Source organism: Streptomyces sp. NPDC043996 (genome assembly GCF_056435225.1).
Window position 1 is genome coordinate 23305 of the sequence record NZ_JBWKEY010000026.1, and the last position, 14747, is coordinate 38051.

A 14747-nucleotide genomic window follows, 5' to 3' on the forward strand; every position below is an offset into this window, starting at 1 on the left:
GCACCTCCATGGACACCTTCGCGTTGGTCGTGACCATTGGCGTCGCGCTCGGTTTCACGTACACGAATGGCTTTCACGACTCCGCGAACGCCATCGCCACCTCCGTTTCCACGCGTGCCCTGACGCCACGCGCGGCGCTCGCCATGGCCGCGGTCATGAATCTCGCCGGTGCCTTCCTCGGCAGCGGCATCGCCAAGACGGTCAGTGAGGGTCTCATCGAGACGCCGCACGGCACCAAGGGGATGTGGATCCTCTTCGCCGGTCTGGTCGGCGCCATCGTCTGGAACCTCGTCACCTGGTACTTCGGCCTGCCGTCCTCCTCCTCGCACGCGCTGTTCGGCGGTCTGGTGGGCGCGGCCCTCGCGGGCGGCATCGGGGTGATCTGGTCCGGGGTGGTCGAGAAGATCGTCATCCCGATGTTCCTGTCGCCGCTCGTCGGTCTGCTGGTCGGCTATCTGGTGATGTGCGCGATCATGTGGATGTTCCGCAAGTCCAACCCGCACAAGGCCAAGCGGGGCTTCCGCATCGCGCAGACCGTGTCGGCCGCGGGCATGGCCCTCGGGCACGGCCTGCAGGACGCGCAGAAGACGATGGGCATCGTGGTGATGGCCCTGGTCATCGCCGATGTGGAGAACCCCGGCGACCCGATTCCGGTCTGGGTGAAGATCTCCTGCGCGGTGATGCTGTCCCTCGGCACGTACGCCGGTGGCTGGCGGATCATGCGGACGCTCGGCCGGAAGATCATCGAGCTGGACCCGCCGCAGGGTTTCGCCGCCGAGACGACCGGCGCCGGGATCATGTTCACCACGGCGTTCATGTTCCACGCGCCGATCTCGACGACGCATGTGATCACCTCGGCGATCATGGGCGTGGGCGCGACCAAGCGGGTCAACGCGGTCCGCTGGGGCGTCGCCAAGAACATCATCCTGGGCTGGTTCATCACCATGCCCGCTGCCGCGTTGGTCGCGGCGCTGAGCTTCTGGATCGTGAATCTGGCGTTCCTGTAGGGGCGGGATGCGGTACGTGAGTGCCCCCGCCGGATCACTGATCCGGCGGGGGCACTGTCGTATGCGGGCGTACGTCCCTACTTCGCGAAGTACTCCCCGAAGTGGGCGGAGCCGTAGCCGCCGCCCAGGTTGAAGCTCTTGGAGCCGGTGCCGGTCACGCCCTCGGGGCCGGTCGGCAGCTGCCAGACGCGGCCGACCCAGGTGTCCTCGCCCATGCCGCCGACGTAGACCTCGGGCGTGCCGTCCTTGTCGGCGTCGAGGACGCCGACCGACTCGCCGAAGTGGTCGGACTTCTCGGAGGTGCTGGGGACCCCCTTGGAGTTCTGGGTGAGGACCTTGGCGCCCTTGGTGGTCACGCCGGTCTTGGAGCCGCGCAGCATGGTGACCGAACCGGACACGGCGGTGGCGGGGTCCTTGGCGGACTCCCAGGAGGCGCCGACGAGGAGGTCGCCGTAGCCGTCCTTGTCCAGGTCGCCGATGGCCACGTCGGTGCCCCAGCGGTCGCCCTTCTCGTGGGCGCCGGGGACACCCGGGCTCGCCTGGTCGTAGACGCGGGCGGGCAGGGTCTTGCTCACGCCGTCCGGGCCGCCGTACGTGACGGTGATCCCGCCGTACATCTTGATGTCGGAGGCCTGCGGGGTGCCGACGAAGTCCTGGTAGCCGTCGCCGTTCAGGTCGCCGAAGGTGCCGGTGTGGCGGGAGTCGATCGTGCCGCCGGGGACCAGGCCGTCGCGGGTGCCCTTCAGGACGCGGGCCTGGGAGGTCCAGTAGGGGGTGCGGGCGGAGCCCATGGCCACCACGTCGTCGATGCCGTCGCCGGTCATGTCGCCGATCTCGGCGCCGCTGACGGAGATCCCGTCCTCGGCCTCGGTGTTCCGGAAGGCGAGGGCGGCGGGCTTGCCGGTGGTCCGGCTGAGGGGGCCGTACAGCATGCCCACGCCCCACTGGGCGTCGCCCCACGAGCCGACCTGGGCGGCGCCGACGATGTCGGCCTTGCCGTCGCCGTTGATGTCGCCGATGCCGTGCCAGGCCGAGCGGAAGGCGGGGGACTTCGCGGAGCTGCCGTCGCCGCCGACGACCTGGGTGCCGCCGGAGATGCCGTCCTTGCCGCCCCACAGCACCAGCTGGTCGGCGCCGTCGCTGATCAGCAGGTCGTCGTAGCCGTCGTCGTCGAGGTCGCCGTAGTCGGCCTTGGTGCCCCAGCCGTAGTCCGTCTCCTTGGGCTCGCCCGGGACGCCCGGCGTGGCCCGGCTGACGAGCTGCTGCTTGTCGCGCCGCAGGCCGTCGGCGGAGCCGTAGACGATCGAGACGAGCCCGGCCCGCTTGACGCCGTCGATCTTGGCGCTGGGCGCGCCGACGGCCAGGTCCGGGTAGCCGTCGCCGTTGAAGTCGGCGGCCGGCTTCGTCACGGCGGCGGCTTTGGCGGCGGGGGCCGCCTGGGCCGGGGCGGTGACGGCGAGCAGGGCCGCGGCGCAGGCCGCGGCTGTCAGATAGGTGGTGCTGCGCAAGAGAGAGTCCCCCCAGGGTGTCTGCCGGGCCGGGAAAGGGACCCGGCCGTGCTTCCTGCTGCCGGAGTTGACCAACGGGGGGAGCGGATAGTTGTGGTGGCGCGGGGCCGCACGGGGGAGTAGACACAACGGGCCCGCCCCCCGGGAGCCGGGGGGCGGGCCTTTGTTTTCCCTGCGGTGGCACCGCCATGCAGCACCGCGGGGAGTCGGGCCGGCTCAGCCGAAGCGGCCGGAGATGTAGTCCTCGGTCGCCTGGACCGACGGGTTGGAGAAGATGCGCTCGGTGTCGTCGATCTCGATGAGCTTGCCGGGCTGGCCGACCGCCGCGAGGTTGAAGAACGCCGTGCGGTCCGAGACGCGGGCCGCCTGCTGCATGTTGTGCGTCACGATGACGATCGTGAAGCGCTCCTTCAGCTCGCCGATCAGGTCCTCGATGGCGAGGGTGGAGATCGGGTCGAGGGCCGAGCAGGGCTCGTCCATGAGCAGGACCTGGGGCTCGACCGCGATCGCCCGCGCGATGCACAGGCGCTGCTGCTGGCCGCCGGAGAGGCCAGAGCCCGGCTTGTTCAGGCGGTCCTTGACCTCGTTCCAGAGGTTGGCGCCCTTCAGGGACTTCTCGACGACGTCGTTGAGCTCGGACTTCTTGTAGCTGCCGTTGAGCTTGAGGCCCGCGGCGACGTTGTCGTAGATCGACATCGTGGGGAAGGGGTTCGGGCGCTGGAAGACCATGCCGATGGTGCGGCGCACGTTCACGGGGTCCACGCCGGAGCCGTACAGGTCGTCGCCGTCCAGGAGGACCTTGCCCTCCACGCGGCCGCCCGGGGTGACCTCGTGCATGCGGTTCAGCGTGCGCAGGAACGTGGACTTGCCGCAGCCGGACGGGCCGATGAAGGCCGTCACGGAGCGGGGCTCCACGGTCATGGAGATGTCTTCGATGGCCTTGTGGGAGCCGTAGAAGGCGTTCAGGCCGGAGACGTCGATTCGCTTGGCCATGGGGATCACTGCTTTCGGAAATCTAGGCGTAAGCCGTCGGTCGCTGCTGGCTCCAGGGAGCCGGGGGTGTCGCGTTAGCGACCGGTCTTCGGGGCCTTCCAGCGGGCGATGCCCCTGGCCACGAGGTTGAGGATCATGATGAAGGCGATCAGGGTGAGGGCCGCCGCCCAGGCGCGGTCGTAACCGGCGTTCGTGCCGGACGAGTACTGCTGGTAGATGTACAGCGGCAGTGAGCCCTGAGCGCCGTCGAACGGGTTCGTGTTGATGAAGGGGGTCGTCCAGACGAGGAGCAGGACGGGCGCGGTCTCACCGGCGATACGGGCGACGGCCAGCATGACGCCGGTCGTGATGCCGCCGATGGCGGTGGGCAGGACCACCTTCAGGATGGTGCGCCACTTCGGTACGCCGAGGGCGAGCGACGCCTCGCGCAGCTCGTTCGGTACGAGCTTCAGCATCTCCTCGGTGGAGCGCACGACCACCGGCATCATCAGGATCGAGAGGGCCATGGCGCCGGCCCAGCCGGAGGGGTCGAAGTCCAGGATCAGGATCCAGAAGCTGAGGACGAACAGACCCGCGACGATGGACGGGATGCCCGTCATCACGTCGACGAAGAAGGTGACGGCCCTGGCGAGCTTGCCGCGTCCGTACTCGACCAGGTAGATCGCGGTGAGCAGGCCGATCGGCACGGCGATCGCACAGGCGAGTCCCACCTGCTGGAGGGTGCCGACGATGGCGTGGTAGATGCCGCCACCGGTCTCGTCGTCGGCGACGACGCCCATGGAGTGGCTGAGGAAGTAGCCGTCGAGGACCTTCACGCCGCGCTTGACGGTCTCGTAGATCAGCGACGCCAGCGGGACCACGGCGAGCAGGAACATCACCCACACCACCGAGGTGGCGAGGCGGTCCTTGGCCTGGCGTGTGCCTTCCACCCGGGCCGCGAGGGCGTAGGAGACGCCGACGAACAGCAGGGCCGCGATCAGACCCCACTGGGCGCGCGAGCTCAGGTCCGCCGCGAGGCCGATGCCGCTGGCCACGGCGAGGGAGCCGGCCGCGACGACGTAGGGCGTCCAGCGGGGCAGGCGCGCGGCCTTGAGGCCGGAGGGCGCGGGCTTGACGGTGGTGGTGCTCATGCGTTGGCCCCCGAGTACTCCTTGCGGCGGGCGATGATCATCCGGGCCGCGCCGTTGACAAGAAGAGTGAGAACGAAGAGGACGAGACCGGAGGCGATGAGGGCGTCCTGGCCGTACTCGCTGGCCTCACTGAACTTGCTGGCGATGTTCTGCGCGAACGTGCCGCCGCCGTAGTCGAGTACGGAGGCCTGGATCACGAAGGTCGGGGAGAGCACGGTGGCCACGGCGATCGTCTCGCCGAGCGCGCGGCCGAGGCCCAGCATCGAGGCGGAGATGACGCCGGAGCGGCCGAAGGGGAGCACCGACATGCGGATGACCTCCCAGCGCGTGGCGCCGAGGGCGAGCGCGGCCTCCTCGTGCATCTTCGGGGACTGCAGGAAGACCTCGCGGCTCACGTTCGTGATGATCGGCAGGATCATGATCGCGAGCAGGATGCCGACGGTCATGAGGGAGCGCGGGGCGCCGCCCTCGTACTCGAAGATGCCGGTCCAGCCGAAGTAGTCGTCGAGCCAGCTGTAGAGCCCGGTCAGCTTCGGGGCGACCACGAGGGCGCCCCACAGGCCGTACACGATCGAGGGCACGGCGGCCAGGAGGTCGATCACGAAGGCGATGGGGGCGGCCAGCTTGCGCGGCGCGTAGTGCGAGATGAACAGCGCGATGCCGATGGCCACGGGCACGGCGATGGCGAGCGCGATGATCGAGCTCACGATGGTGCCGAAGACCAGGACGGCGATGCCGAAGTAGGGCTTGCCGTCGTGCAGGGCGCCGGCGGGGTCCCACTCGAAGGTGGTGAGGAAGCTGCCCTCGTTGTCCGCGAGCGCGATGGACGCGCGGTAGGCGAGGAAGGCCGCGATGGCGGCCATGATCATCAGCAGCGCGATGCCGGAGCCCCGCGAGAGCGCGAGGAAGATCCGGTCACCCGGGCGGGTGGCGCCGCGTGCGGCGCGCTTCTGCTCGGTGGTCGTTGGCTTGGCGTCCTCGACGTGCGAGGGCGGGGGCGGGGTGTCGGTGGGTATGTCCATGGGGTTCTCCGGTCTGCGGAGCAGGCCGTGCGGGGTGCGCGGACGGCTCCAGGCGGCGGTGCACCGGACGGCGCGGCCCGCCGGGGAGGCGGGCCGCGCTCAGGTTCAGCTCAGGCCCTTGACGGTCTCTCGGACCTTGGTGATGATCTCGGTCGGCATCGGCGCGTAGGACTCGTCCTTCAGGACGGACTGGCCGTCCTCGCTGGCGATGTAGTTCAGGAAGGACTTCGTGGTGGCGAGGGTGTCCTTGTTGTTGTTCTTCTCGCAGACGATCTCGTACGTGACCAGGATGATCGGGTACGCGCCCTCGGCCGTGGGCTTGTAGTTCAGCTTCATCGACAGGTCCTTGCCCTTGCCGACGACCTGGGCCTCGGAGATGGCCTTGGAGGCGTTGTCGACGGTGGCCTTGACCGGGGCCTTGGCGCCCGTCTTGATGTCGACGGTCTTGATGCCCTCGGTGGCGTACGACAGCTCCATGTAGGAGATGGCGCCCTCGGTCTGCTTCACCTGCTGGGCGACGCCGGAGGAGCCGCTCGCGGACTGGCCGCCCTTGGCGGCCCAGATCTTCGCGGGCTCGTGCGGCCACGCGGAGGGCGCGGCGCCCTTCAGGTACTTGGTGAAGTTGTCCGTGGTGCCGGACTCGTCCGAGCGGTGGAAGGCCTGGATCTTGGTGCTGGGGAGCTTGGCGTCGGGGTTGAGCTTCGCGATCGCCTTGTCGTCCCAGGTCTTGATCTTGTCGTTGAAGATGTCGGCGACGGTCTTGGGGTCGAGGATCAGGCTGTCGACGCCCGGGACGTTGTAGCCGATCGCGATCGGTCCGCCGACCATCGGCAGGTCGATGGCCTGGCTGCCCTTGCAGACCTTCTTGGACTCGGCGACCTCGTCCGGCTTCAGGGCCGAGTCGGAGCCCGCGAAGGCGGTCTGGCCCTGGAGGAAGGAGGTGATGCCGGCGCCGGAGCCGTCGGGCTTGTACTGCAGCTGCACTTCCTTGCAGGCCGCGCGGTACTGCTTGACCCAGGCGTCGATCGCGCCCTTCTGTGCGGACGAGCCGGAGGCCATGAGCTGGCCCTTGGCACCCTCGCAGTCGATCTTGCTGTTGGCGGCGGTCTTCTTGCCGCCGTTGCTGCTGCCGTCGTCGTCCGAGCCGCACGCCGTGAGGGCCAGGGCGCCGGAGACGGCGAGAGCACCGAGGGTGAGGGCCCGCCGGTTCATGCGCTGAAGCTTCACTTTGGGGAGTTCCTTCCGGGAGCCGCCGGCCGTGTCCTGGCCTGTCGTGGCGGCGTGCGAAGTGTTCGGGTGGCCGGTGCTCGGCCGTGAGGTCCATCCACGCGGTGGGGTGTGACCACAGTGGTCGCGCCACGCATCGCGTAAGGCCGAAATTAGGCAGAACAGGTGAAGCGGCCGATGGCCATAAGTGAACGCGCGGTGAACCTACGCGGACTTTGTGGTGAGGTCACGGGCTGATTACGTTGACGGGCGTGTGGGGGTTGTGGGGGCGTGCGTGCGCTGGCGTGCGCCGTAGGCCTCGCGGGGCGCCCCAGGCCCGCCCCTTCCCGAAACCGGGGCTGCCGCCCCGGGCCCCGCTCAACAGACATGGGCGCTTCGCGCCTCGTCCTCAAACACCGGACGGGCTGGAGGGTCCGAGCGTCGCGAGGAGCGCGTCCAGGAGTTCCCGGTCGCGGAGTTGGGTCAAGCGCGTGCGGGCCTCGTCCGGGGGGAGCCAGCGGAGGCGGTCGACCTCGCGGTTGGGGGTGAAGCGGCCGGTGGCGGCCTCGGCCGCCCAGTACTCCACGCGCTTGGGGCGGCCGTTCGCCAGATAGTGGGCCGTGGGCAGGGCGGGGCCCGGCACGCAGGTGAAGCCCGTCTCCTCCTGGACCTCGCGCAGCGCGCACTCCAGCGGCGTCTCGCCGGGCTTCAGCTTGCCCTTGGGGTGGGACCAGTCGTCGTACTTCGGGCGGTGGACCACGCAGATCTCCAGGGCGCCGTCCAGCGGCGAGCGGCGCCACAGGACGCAGCCCGCCGCGCGCACCGGCGCCAGGTCCGTCACGGTGCCGTGACCGCCTCCCGCAGCCAGGCCTGCTGGAACGCGAACCGGGCCGCCTCCACCTCGTGCCGCTGGTCGGCGTGGAGCACGCCGAGGGCGTACGCGGTCGCCGGGGCGATGCGGGGGGTGCGGGCCGCCGAGGCCGCCGCGGCGGCGGCCTCCGCCGCCTCCCGGTGGCGGTCCAGGGCCGCGCCCGCCGCCATCAGGCGCGCGTCCGGCGCGGTGGCGCCGAGCAGCACCTCCTGGGCGTACCGGTGCAGGCGCAGCAGGGAGCGGACCTTCAGCCAGGGGGCGTCCTGTGCCTCCGGGGCGGTGTCGGCGGCCAGGCCGTGGACCAGGGCCTCGGCGTTGTACGGGTGGCCCGCGCGCAGCAGCGGCAGGGCCCCGACCGCCTCCACGAGCTGCGCCTCCGCCGCGGCGGCCAGCGGCTTCAGGTCCGCCTCCGGCGCCGGGCGCAGGGGGACCTCGCTGGCGAGGACGGCCACGCTGTCGGCGACGGCGTGGAAGCGGGAGGAGCCGAAGGCCTGGAGGGCCGTGGAGTGGGCCCGGGTGCGGGCCAGGGTGAGCTGGCGCTCCAGGAGAGCGGCGGCCTTGGCGGCACCTATGGCCAGCGGTCCTGTGGGCTTCTTCGCGCCTTGGCCTGGCCGCGGCACCGGGGCGGCCCCGGCCCCTGCCCCGGCGGTGCGCTGCGCCTGGGTGCCGCGCACGGGAGCGGGCACCGGGGCGGGTGTGGAAAGCCGGTGCAGGGCGCCGAGCAGCCGGTCGAGCCGGGCCGCGTAGGCGTGCTCGCGCGCCAGCGTCCCCGACAGCCACGCGAGTTCGGGCCTCAGGGCCTCCGTCCACTCCGGGTCGAGCAGGGGGCGGAAGGTGTGCAGCGTGGCGCCGACGCGGCGGGCCGCGCGGCGCAGCGACCGGGCCGCGGCCAGGGACTCCTCGGCGCCCTGCGCGTCCGTGGTGGACTCGCGCTGCAGCCGCAGCGAGCGGAGGAATTCGGTCGCCTGGTCCTGCAGGTAGACCGACAGGGCCTCGCCCGCCGTCATCTCATGGTGTTGCTGTGCCACGCCGGCGCCTCCGGGCGTCTATGAGCATCTCCTGTACGTTCCGCAGGGGCTGGCCTTCCGGGTCCGTGGCGTGCCGCGTCCAGTTGCCGTCCGCCCCCAGGTGCCACGAGGCCGTGCTGTCCGACATGCCGGTCTCCAGGAGCCGGTTGAGGGTCGCCCGGTGGGCCGGGGCCATGACCCTGACCAGTGCCTCGATGCGGCGGTCGAGGTTGCGGTGCATCATGTCGGCGCTGCCGAGCCACACCTCGGGGTCGCCGCCGTTGCCGAAGGCGAAGACCCGGGAGTGCTCCAGGAAGCGGCCGAGCACCGAGCGCACCCGTATGTTCTCGGAAAGCCCCGCGACGCCCGGCCGGACGGCGCAGATGCCGCGTACCCACACGTCCACCGTGACACCCGCCTGCGAGGCGCGGTACAGCGCGTCGATGACGGCCTCGTCGACGATCGAGTTGACCTTGACGCGCACATAGGCGGGGCGGCCCGCGCGGTGGTGCTGGATCTCCCGGTTGACGCGGGTGATCAGGCCGTCGCGCAGGGACCGGGGCGCCACCAGGAGGCGGCGGTAGGTCTCGCGGCGGGAGTAGCCGGAGAGCCGGTTGAACAGGTCGGAGAGGTCGGCGCCGACTTCCTGGTTGGCGGTCAGCAGGCCGAGGTCCTCGTACAGGCGGGCGGTCTTGGGGTGGTAGTTGCCGGTGCCCACGTGCGAGTAGCGCACCAGCTGGTCGCCCTCCTGGCGGACGACGAGCGACAGCTTGCAGTGGGTCTTGAGGCCGACGAGGCCGTAGACCACGTGGCAGCCCGCCTCCTCCAGCTTCCGCGCCCACTTGATGTTGGCCTGCTCGTCGAAGCGGGCCTTGAGCTCGACCAGGACGAGGACCTGCTTGCCGGACTCGGCGGCGTCGATGAGCGCGTCCACTATCGGCGAGTCGCCGGAGGTGCGGTACAGCGTCTGCTTGATGGCGAGGACGTTGTCGTCGGCGGCGGCCTGCTCCAGGAAGGCCTGTACGGACGTGGAGAACGAGTCGTACGGGTGGTGCAGGAGCACGTCGTGGCCGCCGCGCAGGGCGGAGAAGATGTCAGGCGCGGACGCCGACTCGACCTCGGCGAGGTCGCGGTGGGTGCCCGCGACGAACTTCGGGTACTTCAGCTCGGGCCGGTCCAGGCCCGCGATGGCGAACAGGCCGGTGAGGTCGAGCGGGCCCGGCAGCGGGTACACCTCGGACTCGCTGATCTTCAGTTCCCGCATCAGCAGGTCGAGGACCTTGTCGTCGATCGACTCCTCGACCTCCAGGCGCACCGGCGGCCCGAAGCGGCGCCGCATGAGCTCCTTCTCAAGCGCCTTGAGGAGGTTCTCGGCGTCGTCCTCCTCCACCTCCAGGTCCTCGTTCCGGGTGAGCCGGAACATGTGGTGCTCCCGGATGTTCATGCCGGGGAACAGCTCCTGGAGGTGCTTGGGTGCGGCGATGACGTCCTCGATGGGGACGTACCGCTGCGGCGAGGCCTCCAGGAAGCGGGACAGGAGCGGCGGGACCTTGACGCGCGCGAAGTGCTCGTGGCCCGTGACCGGGTTCTCGATCACCACGGCGAGGTTCAGGGACAGGCCCGAGATGTACGGGAAGGGGTGCGCGGGGTCCACGGCGAGCGGCGTGAGCACCGGGAAGATGCGCTGCATGAACAGCGTGTAGAGCCGGGACTGCTCCTTGTCGGTGAGCTCGTGCCAGCGCACCACGTGGATGCCCTCGTCGGCGAGGGACGGGGCGACCTCCTCCTGGTAGCAGGCGGCGTGCCGGGCCATGAGCTCGCGGGAGCGGTTCCAGATGAGTTCGAGGACCTCGCGCGGCTGGAGGCCGGAGGCCGACCGGGTGGCGACGCCGGTCGCGATGCGGCGCTTGAGACCGGCCACGCGGACCATGAAGAACTCGTCCAGGTTCGAGGCGAAGATCGCCAGGAAGTTGGCGCGCTCCAACAGGGGCGTGTTCGGGTCCTCGGCGAGCTCCAGGACGCGTTCGTTGAAGGCGAGCCAGCTGCGCTCCCGGTCCAGGAAGCGCCCCTGCGGCAGCTCCGCGCCGTCGTACCCGGTCTGGCCGTCCTCGTCGTACGAGTCCAGGTCGGCGTCGATGTCCGGGTCCAGGTCGGAGACGGTGGCCGCGATGGTGTGCGGGCGGTGCGCCGCGAGGGAGCCGACGGAGGGCTGGGCGTGCCGGATGCCGTCGGTGTCGGCGGAGTGGGCTTCGGGCTGCGCGGTGGGCTCGCTCATGGGCCTATTCTTCCGCGCGGGACCGCGGGTGGGCGCGCCGGAGGCCGCGGGTACGGTGCGGACCTGGCCGTTCGTGGGGGCTCGGTCCTGCGCGGGGTCGGGCGCGGCGGGCTGCATTGAGTGAGCGTCGCAAGCCTGTCTGAATCAATGGTTACGCCGACATGACGCCTGGGAGTGCGCATGGGGACCCCCAGGCGTCTACACGGGAGGGGTATTCAGGGCGTACGCCGCCGAAGGACCCGGAACGCGGCGTAGACGGCGGCCGCCGCGAGGGCGAGGGCGATGCCGGACTCGATGAGCTGGACGTGCCAGAAGTGGGCGCGCGGATGGAAGTCGGCGTACCAGCTCACGACTTGGACGTCCGCCGGGCAGCTGTCGCCGGGCGAGGGCTTGGGCAGGCAGTCGAAGGCGTCGAAGCGGTCCCCGGCGGCGTTCCGCACCCCCCGGTCCATGACGAAGGAGTCGAAGGGCAGGCCCCGGGGCCAGTAGTTCTCGCTGTTCGCGGCCCCGGTGGCGGTGTTCGTCGGGTACAGGTCCCAGCGGTAGCTGCCCGCCGCGAGCAGCAGGGCGCCGGTGAGGCCGCCCGCGGTGGTGGCGGCGAGCAGGGTGCGGCGCACCAGGAGCCCGGTCAGGGCGCCGACGGCCACGGCGAGCACGCAGTAGGCGATGAGGGCGGGGCCCGTGGTCTCGTACATCCCCCGGCCCATCCACTGGATTGTCGTCGGGGTGGCGACCGTGTCGGAGTGGCCGAGCCGGAGGACGCCGAGGGCCGCGAGTCCCGCGCCCGCGGCGAGGCCGGTGCTCAGGGCGAGCCGGGCGGCCAGCCAGCGCGCCGGTGTGACGGACTGGGTGAGCGTGAACTTGTCCAGGCCGGTCTCCAGTTCGCGGCCGACGACGGGGCCCGCGACGAAGGCGGCGATGAGCGCGGGGAGAAGCAGCAGGGCCAGGGAGGACTTGTTGAGGTACTGGTCCAGGAACGTGGAGCTGTCCGAGAAGCCCAGGTAGGTGCCCTTGCCGACGTTGTGCTCGGCGCCCAGGCGCAGCGCGAGGGTCGCGGCCGCGGCGAGCGCCGCGACGGCGAGCGCGCCCCACAGCGCGGTGCGGTGCAGTCGTACGACGGCCCAGCGCGGGCCGCTGAGGAGGGTGGGGAGCGCGCTCACGCGGCCACCTCCTGACGGCGCGGGGTGGTGCCCGGGGTGATGAGCGCGGGGGCGTCGGGGCAGCGCAGATGGGCGAGCAACAGCTCCTCCAGGGAGGGCTCTTCGACCTCCCAGCCGTCGCTGAGGGGGCCTTCGGGGCGGATGAGGGCGGTGGTGCCGCGGCCGGTCGCGCGGGACTCCACGACGGTGTGGCGGGCCAGGTCGGCGGGCGGTCTGACCCCGGTGACCAGGGCGTGCGCGTGCAGCAGGTCGTCGATGCCGCCGCCCAGGCGCACCCGGCCGCCGGAGACGAGCAGCAAGTGGTCGCAGGCGTCCGCGAGTTCGGCCACGATGTGCGAGGACATCACGACGGTGGTGCCGTGCTCGGCGGCCGCGGCGAGCAGGGTGCCGAGGAGCTGGTGGCGGGCCAGGGGGTCCAGGTCGGCCATCGGCTCGTCCAGGAGCAGCAGGTCGGCGCGCTTGCCGAGGGCGAGGGCGAGCGCGACGCGGGTGCGCTGGCCGCCGGAGAGCGAGCGGACGCGGGCGCCCGGGGCCACGTCGCCGTCGCCGAGGACGCGCTGCGCGGTCGCGGCGTCCCAGGTCGCGGGGTTCAGCTCGGCGCCGAGGCGCAGCGTCTCGGCCACGGTGAGCCGCGGGAAGAGGGGCTTGTCCTGGGCGACGTAGGCGACGCGGGGGCGGGCGGCGGCCGGGTCGGCGCCGAGCACGGCGAGCCGCCCCGACGTGGGCCGAAGGAGGCCCGCGGCGAGCGCGAGCAGCGTGGACTTTCCGGCGCCGTTGGGGCCGACGAGGGCGCAGACGCGCCCGGTGGCGAGCCGGAAGGAGCAGCCGCGCAGCGCGGGCTCGCGGCGCCGTCCGTAGGCCAGGGTGAGGTCGGCCGCCTCGATGGCGGTGTCGGTCATGCGGGGTCCCCCTCGGTCTTCGCTGCCGGCAGGGGCTCCTGCCGGGTGAACTGCTCGTCGAGCACGGCGGCGAACAGCGCCGCCGCGTCCTCCCGCTCCAGGCCCGCGGTGCGGGCGCGCCGGACCCAGTCGGCGAGTTCGCCGCGCAGCGGGGAGTCGGCGGGCGCGCTGCCGAGCGTCGCCCGCACGAAGGTGCCGAGGCCGCGCCGCGCCTCGACCAGGCCCTCGCGCTCCAGCTCGCGGTACGCCTTCAGGACCGTGTTCGGGTTGATGGCGGTGGCCTCGACGACCTCGCGGGCGGTGGGCAGCCGGTCGCCGGGCTCCAGGAGTCCGAGCCGCAGGGCCTGCTGCGTCTGCTGGACGATCTGGAGGTACGTGGCGACGCCGCTGCGCCGGTCGATGCGGTACTCGACCACTGCCTTGCACCACCCTTTCACTAATTGAGTAGTGAAAGGGTGGTGCAAGAGAGGGGGCGGCGTCAAGTGACGCCGCCCCCTGGTCGCTCGGCGGGTGCGCGGAGGCTAGGACTCCGTGCGGTACATCAGGTCCGTCTCGTGGGTGGTGAAGCCGAGGCGCTCGTACACGCTCACCGCGGACTTGTTGTCCGCGTCCACGTACAGCATCGCCGTGGGCAGGCCCGCGGCGGCCAGGTGGCGCAGCCCGATCGCGGTGAGCGCCTTGCCGAGGCCGCCGCCCTGCGCGCCCGGCCGCACCCCGAGGACGTACACCTCGCCGAGGCGCTCCGCGGCGTGCGTCTTCGTCCAGTGGAAGCCGATCAGCTCGGGGTCCCCGCCCGCTGTCACGCGCTCGGCGAGGAAGAACCCGGCCGGGTCGAACCACGGCTCGGCCTTGCGGTCGTCGAGGTCCCGCTGCGTCAGGGAGCCCTGCTCGGGGTGGTGCGCGAACGCCTCGGCGTTCACCGCGAGCCACGCCGCGTCGTCCTGGCCGGGTACGAAGGCCCGTACGCGCACGTCCTCGGGCAGCACCGGCTCCGGCAGCTCCAGGCCCGCCAAGGAGCGCCGCATCTGGCGCAGTTCGCGGAACAGGGTGAGCCCGAGCACCTGGGCGAGGTGGCGGGCGGCGGCGTGCCCGCCGTGCGCCCACACCCGCAGCCGCCTGCCGGACTCCGCGAGCAGCGCGGTGCCGAGCGCACGGCCGTGGCCGCGGCCGCGGTGCGCCGGGTGCACCACGAGCTCGGCGGCGGGGGCCTCCACGGGGTCGGTGTCCTCCAGCTGCGCGTAGCCGATGAGTTCACCGTCGACGAGGAGCAGCAGATGCCGTACGCCCGCCCGGGCGCCGCCGCGCAGCTGGAGCCGCCCCTGCTCGGACACGGCCTGCTGGCCGTCGCTGCGGGCGGCGGCGTCGAGCAGCCCGAGCACGGCGGCGGCCTGCTCGGCCGTGAGCGCGTCATGGCTGTCGATCTGCCGGAGGGCGGCGGGGGCCTTGGCGGGCGTCTCGTCTGTCATGCGTCGAGCCTACGCCGCGCCTGGCCGGGGGCCTTGAGCAGGCGTCATCGCCGCTCCGCGGCTCGTCCTCAAGCGCCGGACGGGCTAGGTACTCTCCCACCCGCCCACCCTTACACCGGCAGTTGCCCCGCACCCCCCGACCTAGCGGCTCGCGGCTGGGTGGGTTCCACGCCGCGCAAGGCCTTCGGCCAGCTCACGTCAGC

At 71.7% G+C, this 14747-nt stretch carries 13 protein-coding genes; 1 reads left to right on the forward strand and 12 read right to left on the reverse strand.

The features are described from left to right. Positions 1–8: 8 nt before the first annotated feature. Positions 9–1007 carry an inorganic phosphate transporter gene (locus AC07A4_RS40790; RefSeq protein ID WP_478609519.1) on the forward strand — a complete coding sequence of 333 codons (999 nt, stop codon included), beginning with the start codon at positions 9–11 and terminating at the stop codon, positions 1005–1007. 77 nt (positions 1008–1084) lie between these two features. On the opposite strand, the gene AC07A4_RS40795 is transcribed toward AC07A4_RS40790, so the two are convergent. The 12 genes from AC07A4_RS40795 to mshD form a co-directional block, all read right to left on the reverse strand. Further along, entirely contained in the window at positions 1085–2515 is a 1431-nt protein-coding gene (locus AC07A4_RS40795; protein ID WP_478609522.1) for an integrin alpha, read from the reverse strand. A 216-nt stretch (positions 2516–2731) separates the two neighbouring features. Continuing rightward, a complete protein-coding gene (pstB, locus tag AC07A4_RS40800) occupies positions 2732–3508 on the reverse strand; it encodes a phosphate ABC transporter ATP-binding protein PstB (protein WP_478609524.1) in 777 nt (258 codons plus the stop codon). A 74-nt stretch (positions 3509–3582) separates the two neighbouring features. Then, positions 3583–4638, reverse strand: coding sequence for a phosphate ABC transporter permease PstA (pstA, locus tag AC07A4_RS40805; RefSeq protein ID WP_478609527.1), 1056 nt, complete (start codon positions 4636–4638; stop codon positions 3583–3585). Next, on the reverse strand, positions 4635–5660 hold the full coding sequence (gene pstC, locus AC07A4_RS40810; RefSeq protein WP_478609529.1) for a phosphate ABC transporter permease subunit PstC: 1026 nt from the start codon (positions 5658–5660) through the stop codon (positions 4635–4637). Before pstC ends, pstA begins: the two co-directional genes overlap by 4 nt. A gap of 105 nt (positions 5661–5765) precedes the next feature. Then, positions 5766–6887: a phosphate ABC transporter substrate-binding protein PstS gene (pstS, locus tag AC07A4_RS40815; protein ID WP_478609532.1), complete on the reverse strand. Its 1122-nt coding sequence runs from the start codon at positions 6885–6887 to the stop codon at positions 5766–5768. A 388-nt stretch (positions 6888–7275) separates the two neighbouring features. Beyond that, the gene (locus AC07A4_RS40820) at positions 7276–7707 is read right to left on the reverse strand and encodes an NUDIX hydrolase (RefSeq protein ID WP_478609535.1); all 432 of its coding nucleotides are present in this window, start codon (positions 7705–7707) and stop codon (positions 7276–7278) included. Further along, positions 7704–8765: a CHAD domain-containing protein gene (locus AC07A4_RS40825; protein ID WP_478609537.1), complete on the reverse strand. Its 1062-nt coding sequence runs from the start codon at positions 8763–8765 to the stop codon at positions 7704–7706. Before AC07A4_RS40825 ends, AC07A4_RS40820 begins: the two co-directional genes overlap by 4 nt. Next, complete coding sequence (locus AC07A4_RS40830; protein WP_478609540.1) at positions 8746–11136, reverse strand: RNA degradosome polyphosphate kinase; 2391 nt, start codon at positions 11134–11136, stop codon at positions 8746–8748. The genes AC07A4_RS40825 and AC07A4_RS40830 overlap by 20 nt, the downstream gene beginning before the upstream one ends. A 98-nt stretch (positions 11137–11234) precedes the next feature. Further along, positions 11235–12179 carry an ABC transporter permease gene (locus AC07A4_RS40835; RefSeq protein ID WP_478609543.1) on the reverse strand — a complete coding sequence of 315 codons (945 nt, stop codon included), beginning with the start codon at positions 12177–12179 and terminating at the stop codon, positions 11235–11237. Then, the gene (locus AC07A4_RS40840) at positions 12176–13078 is read right to left on the reverse strand and encodes an ATP-binding cassette domain-containing protein (protein ID WP_478609545.1); all 903 of its coding nucleotides are present in this window, start codon (positions 13076–13078) and stop codon (positions 12176–12178) included. The genes AC07A4_RS40835 and AC07A4_RS40840 overlap by 4 nt, the downstream gene beginning before the upstream one ends. Next, positions 13075–13494, reverse strand: coding sequence for a GntR family transcriptional regulator (locus AC07A4_RS40845; protein WP_478609547.1), 420 nt, complete (start codon positions 13492–13494; stop codon positions 13075–13077). The genes AC07A4_RS40840 and AC07A4_RS40845 overlap by 4 nt, the downstream gene beginning before the upstream one ends. Before the next feature lie 105 nt (positions 13495–13599). Then, entirely contained in the window at positions 13600–14544 is a 945-nt protein-coding gene (gene mshD, locus AC07A4_RS40850) for a mycothiol synthase (protein WP_478609550.1), read from the reverse strand. Between the last annotated feature and the right edge of the window lie 203 nt (positions 14545–14747).

Excerpts from the sequence above, each read along its gene's own strand:
- AC07A4_RS40830 (WP_478609540.1), bottom strand. The coding sequence starts at position 11,136 with ATGCAGCCCGCCGCGCCCGACCCCGCGCAGGACCGAGCCCCCACGAAC.
- pstA (WP_478609527.1), bottom strand. The coding sequence starts at position 4,638 with ATGAGCACCACCACCGTCAAGCCCGCGCCCTCCGGCCTCAAGGCCGCG.
- pstB (WP_478609524.1), bottom strand. The coding sequence starts at position 3,508 with ATGGCCAAGCGAATCGACGTCTCCGGCCTGAACGCCTTCTACGGCTCC.
- mshD (WP_478609550.1), bottom strand. The coding sequence starts at position 14,544 with ATGACAGACGAGACGCCCGCCAAGGCCCCCGCCGCCCTCCGGCAGATC.
- AC07A4_RS40790 (WP_478609519.1), top strand. The coding sequence starts at position 9 with ATGGACACCTTCGCGTTGGTCGTGACCATTGGCGTCGCGCTCGGTTTC.
- AC07A4_RS40840 (WP_478609545.1), bottom strand. The coding sequence starts at position 13,078 with ATGACCGACACCGCCATCGAGGCGGCCGACCTCACCCTGGCCTACGGA.
- pstC (WP_478609529.1), bottom strand. The coding sequence starts at position 5,660 with ATGGACATACCCACCGACACCCCGCCCCCGCCCTCGCACGTCGAGGAC.